The organism is Corynebacterium sp. MSK041 (assembly GCF_030232265.1).
Taxonomy (GTDB): domain Bacteria; phylum Actinomycetota; class Actinomycetes; order Mycobacteriales; family Mycobacteriaceae; genus Corynebacterium.
On sequence record NZ_JASPJK010000001.1, the window covers coordinates 33,546 to 45,595 of the forward strand.

The window sequence follows — 12,050 nt, forward strand, 5'->3', positions numbered from 1 at the left end:
CAATTAATATGCTTAGTTTTGTGGGTTTTTCAGCCCGAGTTTGACGGGCACGGAGCCGCCGCGCACGTTGGACTGGTTGATGGTGATCACGTCACCGCGTACGGCATACTCGGCGTATTCAACGGGCTCGCCCTGGTACGTGGAGGCACGCAGCGTGACATGGAACAAGGGTGCGCCTTCGGCGATTTCCAGCAACGCGGCTTGATCAGAATCGGCTTGCGCGATGTGCGCTGTGCGAACAATGTTGTCCACGTGCGCGCCCATCTCCTCCAACTGCTTGTGCACGGGCAGGCTTTGCGGCGTCAACGTCATCAACGGTTCGCCCCACTTGGTGGGGAAGACGAGCTTTTCCACCATCACGGGGACATCATCCGCGGTGCGAACGCGCATAATTTCAACGACCGACTCATCTTTGTCAATGTCCAAGGCATCCGCGACGGCTTCAGAGGCGCGTTCACGCGCGATGCGGATGATCTTGGCGCCAGCTTTACGGCCTTCCTCTTCGATGAAGGCCGTGGCGGACAGGAGTGCCTCGAAGCTGTTAGACAGCTGCGTGGACAGGACCATTGACCGACGCCCACGACCGGAGGACACAAGTCCCTCAGCGCGCAAGGTGGCTACCGCTTGGCGGACAGGGCCACGCGAAGAGCCGAACTTTTCACACAACTCCGCTTCGGAAGGAAGCTGATCACCAGGAGCGAGATCGCCGGAATGGATTAACTCTTGCAAGTATTCCGCGATCTCAACATGCTGCTGGCGGGTCTGTGACGTTGAAATGTCTCATCCTCCTCAAAGCGGTGTTTGATTTCTTGTGTGAGACTAACACGAACCTGAGTATTAAGTATGGAAGTACAGTCACAGCGAGGAATTTGCTAAGCGTTAGCCAGGATTTCCATAGATCGCATTGCCTCCTCATGGGTGGGGGCCTGCAAGGAAATCATCAATTCATCCGCCTGGGCGAGCTCCTTGAACTGCTCAAGGTAGGCCACGACTGCTGGCCCTTCACCTTGAGCGGTGTAGCGCAACATGCTGATGATCTGACGGCCTTGCGGAGCAGCCAGAATAGCCTCGAGCTGCTCATCATTGATCCTTCGTCCTTGCTGGCCAAGGAAAGCGCGCACACGCTGGCGGTGAACCAATTCAGTTTGGCGCTGTGCATCTTCCTCGGAATCCGCTGCGGTCACATTCACGGCCGCGATGACGTACGGCTCCTCGCAGTACTGCGAGGGCTGGAAGTTCGCGCGGTAATACGCCGTGGCTTCCTCCAAGTGGGTGGGTGCGAAGTGTGAGGCAAATGAGTAGGGCAGACCCAACTTTGCCGCCAGAGATGCGCCAAACATGGAGGACCCCAGAATATGAATAGGCACATTCGTCCCCGCACCCGGAACTGCTGTCACCCCGGGGATGATTGGATCGCCCGCAAGATAAGCCTGGAGCTCCAAAACATCATTGGGGAAGTTTTCTGCCGAACGCGGATCACGCCGTAACGCGCGCCCCAACGTCTGCTGGTCCGTACCCGGGGCCCGCCCAACACCGAGGTCAATGCGGCCCGGATACAGCTCCGCCAAAGTGCCAAACTGTTCCGCGATGACATAGGGCGCGTGGTTGGGCAACATCACGCCGCCAGCCCCTAGCTTGATCTTCTCCGTCTTTGCGCCAATGTGGGCAATGAGAACAGCGGGGGAGGAAGACGCAATGGTGGACATATTGTGGTGCTCGGAGTACCAGATGCGGTCAAAGCCGAGCCTCTCCGCCTTCTGCGCCAATTCCACAGAGCGCTCCATGGACTGACCGGGAGTTTCGCCTTTGCGGACAAGGCAGAAATCCAACAATGACAACGGTGTGCGCGACATGAATGTGGAAGCCATATTCCTTACAACGCTAATGCTTCGTAGTCATTCCGCGTTGAAAAATGCCGGGGTGTGGTGGTGATGGGGCGCCACGACTACCCGGTTTGACTATCGCACTGTGCAGCGTTCGGCGACCTGCGGTTATGCCGTGCGTGATTCGCCATAGTCAAACCAACCGATTTCGGGCACACCAAATGGCCGGACATGCCGGCTACTTGGTGGGTTACCGCCCGTAGAGGAGTGTCATTGCTCCGTAGGGGTGGATGGTGTTGGGGATGAGGTGTCCGCGGGGTGATCTCCACATGGGTGCGCCCCGGATGTTGTCTACCCGGCCGTGGTAGCTGCGTTCGGGGTCGTCGTTGGTGCGGTTGTGATACCTGCACAACATCGCAAGGTTATCCATGTTGGTTAGCCCACCCTTCGACCAGGCTTTGATGTGGTGGACCTGACAGTTATCCGCCGCATGCCGACAATCCGGTACTGGGCAGGTTGGTGACAACGCTCTGGCTAGGTCGCGTTGTTTCTGGTTGGCAAACCGTTGCGTGTCATACAGGTTGACCGCACCTTGTTGTGGGTGGAACATCGCTACTTCTAGTACGTCCCCAAAATTTTGGGCCAAGTATTCCGCACCGGTCATGGTGGTGCCATCCGTTAGCCCCAGGATGATGTCATCGCCTACACCACGGATGATTTTGATGTGTTCTTCTAGTGGGATCAGGATCAAGGGGCGGGGCACAGCAGGAGCAATACTCTGGGTTGGTGTGTCCTCAGTGTCGGGGCGAAGGCCCAGGATGGTCATGAATGCTTCGTACATCTGTGGCCCGGCCGGCCCATCGCCGGTGATTTTTTGGCGTAGTGCGTACTCGATGGCTGCCATGTCGTGTTCTGGGCCCATAATGTTCATGGGGCGGGACTGTTTACGTGAGCGACCAAACCGGATTGTTGGCTCCGGGGCAGGCGTGTCCACTTCGGGGATGATGTCTTTCGCCCGACGCTGCAACGTCTCATAATTACCTGGAACAGACAGCAACGCTAGGCGTAGCCGCCACTTCTCGGCGGGGTCGGTGATCCCGGCAAGACATGATTCGATGTAGGCAAGCTGATCCAAGGACTTCTTCGTCGAGCGTGCCACTGTAATCGCGTTGGCTTGCTTGCGGGTGAACTTTGTTTTCCCGTAGTAGACCTTGTGGACGTTGGTCCATTCGCGCACAAGGGCGGGTTTGCAGCCAGCGTCGAGGAGCACCTGGGCATCAAAGGATGCCAAGGTCTCGATCGGGTTGGTTAAACCCGTAACTAGTGCTGCAAAAGTGTTCATGCCACGCACACTAAACCGAAAACCAGAAACGTGCAGCTAAGGGCCAAAAAGCCTGTGGATAACCCAAAAACTATCCACAGGGGGTGCGCGCGATAGCGCACGCCGGAGAGCACGGAACATAGCCCTCACCAGCGGGAACAGGGCGAGTTCCCAAACCAGCAAAAAAGTTTTTGGTTACTTGGGGCGGAAGCAAACCGGATGGGCAAGTTGTCCTTGTGGCGGACGTAAAAAACGGGCCCCCGGAGGGACCCGAATTTTTTCAACCGAGGTGGTGCTTAGAGCTTCGCCTCAGCGGTGTCAGCATCTGCGCTGTCAGCATCTGCGCTGTCAACCGGGCGGTGTGTAGAGAGGTCCATTGGTGGGACGGGGCGGGCTACGTCGATAAGCGCGCCAATGATGAAGGCAACACCGGTAGGTAGGAGCCAGCCAAGGCCTTCTGCTTCCATCGGGGACCAGTTCACCAGCGGGGAGAGGGCGTCTGCGCCCCAGCCGAGGGAGATGAAGGTGCCGATTGCGGACCACACGACTGCAACCCAGATGGGCAGGAAGAAGCCGTAGCGCATGCGGGTGCGGCTGCGGAAGAGCGGTTCGATGATGGTGACGAAGATCAGGGCGATGGCCGGCGGGTACAGGAAGCCGATGACCGGAGCGGCGATGGCCATAACGAAGGACAGGCCCTGCGTTGCGATGATCGCGGAAGCGACTGCGAAGATCACGGCCCAGGTGCGGTAGGAACCGGCGAACTGCTCAGAGAAGTACTCCGCAGTAGAGGTGATCAGGCCGATCGCGGTGGTCAGGCAGGCGAGGAGGACGATCAGGGCGAAGATGATCTGGCCGGGTTTGCCCATCATGTTCAAGGCGGCGTCGGCAAGCAACGGTGCGCCAGACTCGTACTGGTCTGCGCCCGGCATGGAGCGGCCGATGAGGCCCAGGCCAACGTAGATGAGGGCCAGCATGATGCCAGCGCCGAGGCCGGCGAGAATGGTGGCGCGAACCAGGGGCTTGCCTTCGCTAATGCCCTTGTAGCGCAGGGAGGAGATGATCACGATGGAGAATGCCAGGGCGGCGATGGAGTCCATGGTGAGGTAGCCCTCCAGAACACCGGAGGAGTACGCGTTGGTTGCGTAGGTTTCCGTCGGGGTGAAGTTCTGGTTGCTCAGGGTGAAAATGGCTAGGGTGATCATGATGACCAGCAGCAGGACGAGCGCGGGGGTGAGGAAGCGCCCCAGGGTGTCGGTGATGGTGGTCGGGTTCCAGGACAGTGTCAGGGCGATGCCGAAGAAGACGATGTTGAAGATCGCTGCGGGGACGAGGCCTTCCCAGCCGAAGACCGGGGTCATAGCAACTTCGAAGGACACAGCACCAGTACGTGGCAGAGCGTAGAAGGCGCCGATGGACAGGTAGGCCAAGATCGGGAAGATCACGCCGAAGATGGTGCCTGCGCGCTGCGCGAGGTCACGGACGTTGGAGCCGGACAGCGCAATGGCAATCACGGCCAGGACCGGCAGGAGGGCGCCAGTGGTGAGGAAGCCCAGGATTGCGGGCCAGAAGTTGTCGCCGGCTTGGACAGCCAACATGGGCGGGAAGATCAGGTTGCCGGCGCCGAAGAACATCGAGAACAGTGCAAGACCTGTGAACAGGATTGCGGTCCGCGAGCTCCCCTTGCCAGTGCCTTGAGACGCTGTAGACATCGTTCCTCCAGGGAAATGACGGGGTCGAACAATTAGTAGGTGACACCCTAGCATCTCACTGCGCGAGATCAATATCCTATCGGGTGAAAAGTTTAAGCTAGGTCACTCACAAGGCTCTTCAGCGCGCCCAGGGGGATCTCCAACCAGTCGGGCCGGTTATTTGCTTCGTACACCACCTCATAGGCAGCTTTATCCGCGATCAAGGAGCTGAGAATCGGGTTGTCGGTAGTGCCGTATCCCGCAAGAAGAGCGCTCACATTGGCATGCCCGCCCATTGCTTCCGCGTAGCCGAATGAGCGGACCATGCCCGCAACATCGCGCAATGGGTGGTCGGGTTGCCGGCGTTGTTCAAGTGGTCGCGCGGGTTCGCCTTCAAAATCGATGAGGTACCACCAGCGCGGCTCCTCAGTGAGCAAGGTTTGCCCCAAGTGCAGATCGCCGTGAATGCGCTGAATGGCCACCGTGTCATCGGGGATGGTGTCGTACAAAGCGCGCAGAGCATCCTCATAATCGCGGAGGACATCAGCGCGTTTCACCAGTTCACTGAGACGCGAGTGCAGCATGTCGCGGATGCGCGCACCCGGGACATCTTCGTGCCCGAAAGCGTCTGCGAGTGCGTCGTGAACTGTGCGAATAGCGGCACCGAGCGCAAAGCAATCATCATCGGACAGGCCCTTATCCAGCGCGTATTGGAAGCCATCGTGGCCGCCAGCAATGAAATCTTGCAGCATGGCCAACGTGCGCCCATCACGCACTACGTATCCCCGCACACCAGCAACATGCGGGCAGTCCGCGATACCGCTGAGCAGTTCCACGTCCGGATTGAGGCCTTCCTCCAATTTACGGAAGACCTTCAGAATGTACTTGTTATCCACCACCAGCGAGGTATTCGACTGGTCCGCGCGCAACGGCCGTGCGTTCGCTGCAGGGAACTGCCCTTGCACCTCACCAAAAGCAGCCAGGTTGTCCAGGTAGGCTTGCGCGCCGGCCTCAGTGTCCAGGATGTCTTCGTCGAGATGCTTATCGACGACAACCTGGTACACATCCCGCACACCCCCATGCAGAACCTCCATCAACTGCCAGGCGTATGTGCCGGCAGCCACCTCCACCGTGACAGAAGCGGAATCAATGGGTTCAGATTTAGCGCCATAAAAGCGTGTGGAATGCAGATCCATGAGGGGGTCCTAGTTGTCGGAGATGTCGAACCAAAAGTGGCCATGTGGTGCCAAGGTGACCAGCCATGGCAGTTCACCGATGGCGGGGAATTCCACGTTGCCGGACAGTTCACGCGGTGTCACGCCGGCGAGGTGGCTTAAGTTCATCTCCACCGGTTGGGGGAGGGAGCTCATGTTATTCACGCATAGGATACGTTCGCCTTCGAACTCACGGATGAAGGCCAGCACCTGCGGGTTCGGGTGATCCACCTCCTGGTAGTCACCACGGCCGAAGGCCTTGTACTGCTTGCGAATATGCACGCGTTCACGCACCCAGTGCAGTAGGGAATTTTCACGTTCCATTTGGGATTCCACGTTCACGGCCTGGTAGCCGTACGTGTCATTGCGGATGGCAGGTAGGTAAAGCTGCTCCGGTTGGGCACGGGAGAAACCACCATTGCGGTCCGCGCTCCACTGCATCGGCGTGCGTACACCGTCCCGGTCCGGCAGCCAGATGTTGTCACCCATGCCAATCTCATCGCCGTAGTAGAGGAATGGTGAACCAGGCAGGGAAAGCAACAAAGCGTGTGCCAATTCAAGGCGGTCACGGTGACCACCCAGCAACGGTGCTAAGCGACGGCGGATGCCCACGTTTGCGCGCATCCGTGGTTCTGAGGCAAAGGTGGCGTACATGAAGTCACGCTCCTCCTCAGTCACCATTTCCAGAGTCAGCTCATCATGGTTGCGCAGGAAAATGCCCCACTGGGCGGTGTCTGGAATATCCGGGGTCTCCCGCAAAATGTCGATAATCGGCTGCGCCTTTTCCTGACTAATGCCCATGAAGATGCGCGGCATGACGGGGAAGTGGAAGGCCATCTGGCACTCATCGCCCGAGCCGTCCTCACCGGAACCGAAGTACTGCACCACTTCATGGGGCATCTGGTTGGCTTCGGCGAGAAGGAAGCGGCCGGGATACTCTTCGTCGAAAAGCGTGCGTACACGTTTGATGAATTCGTGGGTTTCCGGCTGGTTCTCACAATTCGTGCCTTCGCGCTCGAAGAGGTACGGGATCGCGTCAAGGCGGATGCCGTCCATGCCTAAGTCAAGCCAGAAACGAATGACATCAATGATGGCGTCCTGCACTGCCGGATTGTCATAGTTCAGATCCGGCTGGTGGGAGAAGAAACGGTGCCAAAAGTACTGCTTACGCACCGGATCATATGTCCAGTTGGATTCCTCGGTGTCAATGAAGATGATGCGTGCTTCGCTGTACTCCGATGGATCATCCGTCCACACATAGAAGTCCCCGTATGGGCCCTCCGGATCGCGGCGTGATTCCTGGAACCACGGGTGCGCATCGGAGGTGTGGTTGATGGGAAAGTCCGTGATGATGCGGATGCCTCGCTTGTGCGCCGCGTCCACCAGCGAGATGAAATCCTCAACCGTGCCAAATTCTGGCAGGACCTTCCGGAAATCGCGGATGTCATAGCCACCATCCCGCAGCGGTGAATCATAAAAAGGTGGTAGCCAGAGGCAATCCACACCGAGCCACTGCAGGTAATCCAGCTTCTCCTCAACACCCTTCAGTGTGCCGGAACCCGTACCGTCCGGGTCATAAAAGGCGCGCACGAGCACCTCGTAGAAGACAGCATCCTTGTACCACTCCGGGTCAGGGCGCTGCCAAGGCTCACTGCCGGGAGCGGGAGCCGGGGTTGCATACTCGCTGGCATCAGCCTCGATGATGAATCCTTGCGCGTCAGTGTGCTCCTTCATGCACACCGAGGTTACCCAGCTGTGCGAATAGCTGCAGACATCCGCTCCACTGCCTCCGCCAAGATTTCCGGGCTCGTGGCAAAGTTCAAGCGCACATGATGTTCACCACCGGCACCAAAGGTTGCGCCCTCATTGAGTGCGACCTTTGCGTTGCGGCGCAGCCACTGTGCTGGCAACGGATCACTGCCAATCGCCGTGCCTTGGAAGTTCAGGAACATCAGGTAGGTGGCATCCGGTCGAGTGAACTCAATTCCGGGGATGGCATCGGGAAGCTTATCGACGAGCCAGTCGCGGTTCTTCTGCAAAGCCACCAACTGAGCATCAAGGGCTTCGGTGCCGTGGCGGTAGCAGGCCTGTGCACCCACGATGCCCAAAGTGCCCGTGCCATCCTTGGCCACACCAGTGAGTCCATCCCAGAGCTTCACATCCTCGGCATTGGAAAACACAACCTGGGCGCACTTCAAACCAGCGATGTTCCACGCCTTTGATGTGGCCGTCACCGTGATACACACGTTGGCAGCCGTGTCGCTCACACTCGCGGCGCAGACGTGGCGGTTGCCGCCGGTGGGGTAGACGATGGGCGCGTGGATTTCATCCACGAGCACCCGTGCACCGTACTTATCCGCAATGGCGCACAGCTGCGCGAGCTCCTCTTCATCAAAGAGGTAGCCCCACGGGTTATTCGGTGCGGCGAGCAAGATGGAACCAGCACCGTTTTTGAATGCCGCTTCCACCTCCATGAGGTCAAGCCCGTTCTTTGCACCCACTTCCACCATCTCACGGCCGGCGGTCGCCGGGATTTCCAGGAAGGGTGGGTAGGAGGGCACCGGCACAACAACAGCGGAATCGGGTTTAGTGAAGTACTCGACGCCTAAGAGCATTCCGCGTACAACATCCGCAACCGGGAATACCCACTCCGGGTTCGGGCGCCAGCCGTAGCGCTGAGCGTAGAAATCACTCAGTGCCGGCCCTAGGTCATGATGCGCCGGGGTGTAGCCGAACATCTCTCGGTCTACCGCATCCTGGATCGCGCGTTTCACCGGCTCAGCGGTGGGGAAATCGCTTTCGGCCACCCACAATGGCAATACGTCGTCGCTGTATTGGGTCCATTTGCGGGTGCCGCGGGCACGGAGGGTTTCGAGACTAGGGAACTGCATGGGGGCCACTGTACAACCCAGTCGGGGGCGGGCCTCCGAATACTATTCAGACTCTTCTTCTGTTTCTTCGTCCTCCAAGGCTCCATCCCGCAGGCCGAAGGCCTTGAGTCGCTTGCGGTCAGCTGCGGAAGAGGATGCGGTGAGGGCCAACAGTTAGGAATAGATACCGCCGGAGACAGCCAGTTTAGCCGGGGAACCAATCTCATCGATGTGGCCGTCTTTGAGGGTGATGATGGTGTCGGCATCGGCAATCGTCGATAAGCGGTGCGCGATCATGATGGTGGTGCGATCCTTCATCAGCTCCTCCAAGCCGGCTTGGACCGCACGTTCTGACTTCGTATCCAACGCCGATGTTGCCTCATCGAGCACCAAGATCGGCGCGTTCTTGAGCATCGCGCGGGCCACGGCAACACGCTGCTTCTGCCCACCCGACAAACGCAGACCGCGCTCACCGATGACCGTGTCATATCCTTCTTTGAACGAGGTGATGAAGCCGTGCGCGTTCGCGCGCTTGGCCACAGCGATGACCTCCTCATCCGTGGCATCCGGCTTGCCGTAAGCGATGTTTTCTCGGATCGTGCCGGAGAACAATGCTGGTTCCTGGAAAACCACGCCGACGGATGCACGCACCTGCTCAATATCGGCGGAATCAATGTCCGTGCCGCAGACTGACAGCGTGCCTTCATTGATGGGGTACAGGCCCATAAGCAGGTTGACCAGCGTGGACTTACCGCCACCAGACTCACCGACGAGCGCGATCTTCTCCCCGTGCTGCGCAGTGAAACTGATGTCATCCAACACCGGCTCACCAGCGTTGTAAGCAAAGGACACCTGATCAAAGCGCACCATCGGCTCCTGCTCCGGCAAAGCTGGCACCGCGGTTGTATCCAGCACCGGCACATCCGATGCTGCCGTCGCGGCAACCACCTGAGTGTTGGCAGATTCCTCCACCTCTTCATCCATCACCTTGAAATAATCGCGCGAACCGGCAATAGCGCGCTGCGCGGAATCCACCAGCCAGCTCATCATCTGCACCGGGTGCTGCGCCATGGCAACCAACTGGACCAACATCACCATGTCGCCGATGGTGAAACGGCCGTTCAAGGTTTCTTTGAACAGAAGCAGATAAATGCCAAAGAAGATGACGTTCATGGCCATGCCACGGGCAACATCCATGGAGTGCCACCAGCGTGACTGCGGTTTAGTCAGCGCAATGGTCTCACCATAATGGCCACCAAACTTATCTAGTTCCCGTGTCTCCGCCACGAAGGACTTGGTCACCTTCACCTGGCCAACAACCTCAGCGAAACGGCCATTAGCAAGGTCGATCTGTTCGTTCTTGCCTTTCTCATACTTCTGCCAACGCTTTGAGGTCAACGCGGTGAGGCCAAGGTAAATAGGGAAGAGCAGCAGAAGCAGAATGGTCAGTGGCCAATAGAAATAGGCGGTGATACCTAATACCGCAATCACCTGCAAGAGCATCGGGAGCAACGTGTTGGAAAAGCTCTGCACCGTCTGCGTGATGTTCATGATGGAACGGTCCAACCGGGCAATGATCGTTCCGGTGACCTGGCCGTCGAAGTACCGCTGGGGGAGAGACAACAACTTGGCAAAATACCGGGTGGACAGCACCTGACGGATGCGGGCTGCCACCACATCACCCAGGTATCCCCCCACGTTGCGCATGAGAGTGTCCACCGACTGCGCTGCAAACAGAGCGACGGCCAGCAACAGGATCGTGGTTATCTCTGCACCGGCTGCATCCGGGCCTTCCTGGAAGGCATCGACGATAGTATTCGTCGCCTCACGCAGAATAAATGGTGAGACCAAAGCCAAACCGGCGGTCACTGAAGAGATAAGAATAATGCCCAAGTAGTAGGGCCACAGGGCGGAAGCACTACGAAGAACACGGAATAAAGGTTGCACGGCCTTCAACCTACACGCGTGCAACAGAGGTGCTGTTGGGCTGTAGAGTAATGGCCATGTCTGCTCACACACTCCGGGTCGCTGCCGTTGGTGCCGTGGCCTGCTTGGCTTTCACGTTGTCCGGCTGCGTTAGCGATGATGGTGTGGAAGGCCAGGATGGCACAATCACACCAACCACGGGCGTGGCCACCGAAACGGAAGGCCCTGAACCTTTTGAGGTTGAGAAGGTCAGCCCGAAAGAAACCACCGAGATTTCCGGTGAGTCTGTGGAGGACCCGGCCATGCCCGTGTCCTACAAGTGGCAGGGCACACGTGCTGCTTCGGGTGGCACAGTGGTGACCGTTGCGGTGCACAACACCTCTGATTCGCCAATGCCCGTGGACGCGCTTGAATCCCCCACGTTGACCTACAACGGCAACCAGTCCGCGCGGAGCATGAGCGCCGAGTCCGCGGGGCTTGAATTCGAGGGGTTGGATCTGCCTTTGGGTGCTGGCGCCACAATGAACGTGCAATATGCCTTTGATGTGAGTCCGGGGAGTCTCTCCCAGGCAGAGTTCCACATTGGCAACGTTGTCTTCACCGGCAACCTCAACAACTAATCAACGGCTAGGGAACACGAATGACAGGATCTTCAGAGCATATAGAGCAGGTTGTTCTGCTGGATGAGGCCGGTCAGCCGATCGGTGCCGAAGCGAAAGCGATTGTTCACACCGACGCAACGCCACTGCACCTCGCGTTTTCTACCTGGCTTTTCAGTGACTCTGGGCAGCTCCTTCTCACCCGCCGTGCTGTGAGCAAGAAAACCTGGCCGGGTGTGTGGACCAACAGTTTCTGCGGTCACCCCGGCCCCGGTGAATCGGTGGAAGACGCGATTGTTCGCCGCTCTATTGAGGAGCTGGGACTCAATCCCGGTGACATTGCGGACCTGCGCCCGGTGTTGCCGGACTTTCGCTACCGCGCAGAGGATGCGTCCGGCGTGGTGGAAAATGAAATCTGCCCGGTGTATGCCGCGCGTTTGGTTGCTGGCGCGCAACTGAATCCGAACCGGGATGAGGTTGAGGAGTTCAGGTGGGTCGACCCCAAGGACCTTGTTGCCGCGGTTGAACTCACACCATTCGTCTTTTCGCCGTGGCTCGTGGAGGAGATTGCGGACGCACGCTTGCGCTCTGTCTGGCGCTAGCACC

Annotated in this window: 9 protein-coding genes and 1 pseudogene; 2 read left to right on the forward strand and 8 right to left on the reverse strand. The window is 58.5% G+C overall.

The features are described 5' to 3' along the window. Positions 1–12: 12 nt before the first annotated feature. From QP968_RS00185 to QP968_RS00220, 8 genes and pseudogenes are all read right to left on the reverse strand, one after another. Positions 13–777: a GntR family transcriptional regulator gene (locus QP968_RS00185; protein WP_350309327.1), complete on the reverse strand. Its 765-nt coding sequence runs from the start codon at positions 775–777 to the stop codon at positions 13–15. A 95-nt stretch (positions 778–872) separates the two neighbouring features. Continuing rightward, entirely contained in the window at positions 873–1,853 is a 981-nt protein-coding gene (locus tag QP968_RS00190) for an LLM class flavin-dependent oxidoreductase (protein WP_284854822.1), read from the reverse strand. 220 nt (positions 1,854–2,073) lie between these two features. Then, complete coding sequence (locus QP968_RS00195; RefSeq protein ID WP_284854317.1) at positions 2,074–3,165, reverse strand: HNH endonuclease signature motif containing protein; 1,092 nt, start codon at positions 3,163–3,165, stop codon at positions 2,074–2,076. A gap of 275 nt (positions 3,166–3,440) precedes the next feature. Further along, the gene (gene brnQ, locus QP968_RS00200; RefSeq protein WP_284854318.1) at positions 3,441–4,856 is read right to left on the reverse strand and encodes a branched-chain amino acid transport system II carrier protein; all 1,416 of its coding nucleotides are present in this window, start codon (positions 4,854–4,856) and stop codon (positions 3,441–3,443) included. Between the two features lie 92 nt (positions 4,857–4,948). Continuing rightward, positions 4,949–6,031: a phosphotransferase gene (locus QP968_RS00205; RefSeq protein ID WP_284854319.1), complete on the reverse strand. Its 1,083-nt coding sequence runs from the start codon at positions 6,029–6,031 to the stop codon at positions 4,949–4,951. 9 nt (positions 6,032–6,040) lie between these two features. Then, a complete protein-coding gene (gene treS, locus QP968_RS00210) occupies positions 6,041–7,783 on the reverse strand; it encodes a maltose alpha-D-glucosyltransferase (protein WP_284854320.1) in 1,743 nt (580 codons plus the stop codon). An 11-nt stretch (positions 7,784–7,794) separates the two neighbouring features. Continuing rightward, positions 7,795–8,940, reverse strand: coding sequence for a MalY/PatB family protein (locus tag QP968_RS00215; protein WP_284854321.1), 1,146 nt, complete (start codon positions 8,938–8,940; stop codon positions 7,795–7,797). A 42-nt stretch (positions 8,941–8,982) separates the two neighbouring features. Further along, positions 8,983–10,866: pseudogene (locus QP968_RS00220) on the reverse strand (ABC transporter ATP-binding protein). Between the two features lie 56 nt (positions 10,867–10,922). On the opposite strand from QP968_RS00220, the gene QP968_RS00225 reads away from it, so the two are divergent. Together QP968_RS00225 and idi are read left to right on the forward strand one after the other, a co-directional pair. Next, the gene (locus tag QP968_RS00225; RefSeq protein WP_284854322.1) at positions 10,923–11,465 is read left to right on the forward strand and encodes a hypothetical protein; all 543 of its coding nucleotides are present in this window, start codon (positions 10,923–10,925) and stop codon (positions 11,463–11,465) included. Positions 11,466–11,485: 20 nt separating this feature from the next. Further along, the gene (gene idi / locus QP968_RS00230; RefSeq protein WP_284854323.1) at positions 11,486–12,046 is read left to right on the forward strand and encodes an isopentenyl-diphosphate Delta-isomerase; all 561 of its coding nucleotides are present in this window, start codon (positions 11,486–11,488) and stop codon (positions 12,044–12,046) included. Positions 12,047–12,050 lie beyond the last annotated feature (4 nt).

Coding starts and splice junctions, on each gene's coding strand:
- QP968_RS00190 (WP_284854822.1), bottom strand. CDS start 1,853: ATGTCGCGCACACCGTTGTCATTGTTGGATTTCTGCCTTGTCCGCAAA.
- QP968_RS00195 (WP_284854317.1), bottom strand. CDS start 3,165: ATGAACACTTTTGCAGCACTAGTTACGGGTTTAACCAACCCGATCGAG.
- brnQ (WP_284854318.1), bottom strand. CDS start 4,856: ATGTCTACAGCGTCTCAAGGCACTGGCAAGGGGAGCTCGCGGACCGCA.
- QP968_RS00205 (WP_284854319.1), bottom strand. CDS start 6,031: ATGGATCTGCATTCCACACGCTTTTATGGCGCTAAATCTGAACCCATT.
- treS (WP_284854320.1), bottom strand. CDS start 7,783: ATGAAGGAGCACACTGACGCGCAAGGATTCATCATCGAGGCTGATGCC.
- QP968_RS00215 (WP_284854321.1), bottom strand. CDS start 8,940: ATGCAGTTCCCTAGTCTCGAAACCCTCCGTGCCCGCGGCACCCGCAAA.
- QP968_RS00225 (WP_284854322.1), top strand. CDS start 10,923: ATGTCTGCTCACACACTCCGGGTCGCTGCCGTTGGTGCCGTGGCCTGC.
- idi (WP_284854323.1), top strand. CDS start 11,486: ATGACAGGATCTTCAGAGCATATAGAGCAGGTTGTTCTGCTGGATGAG.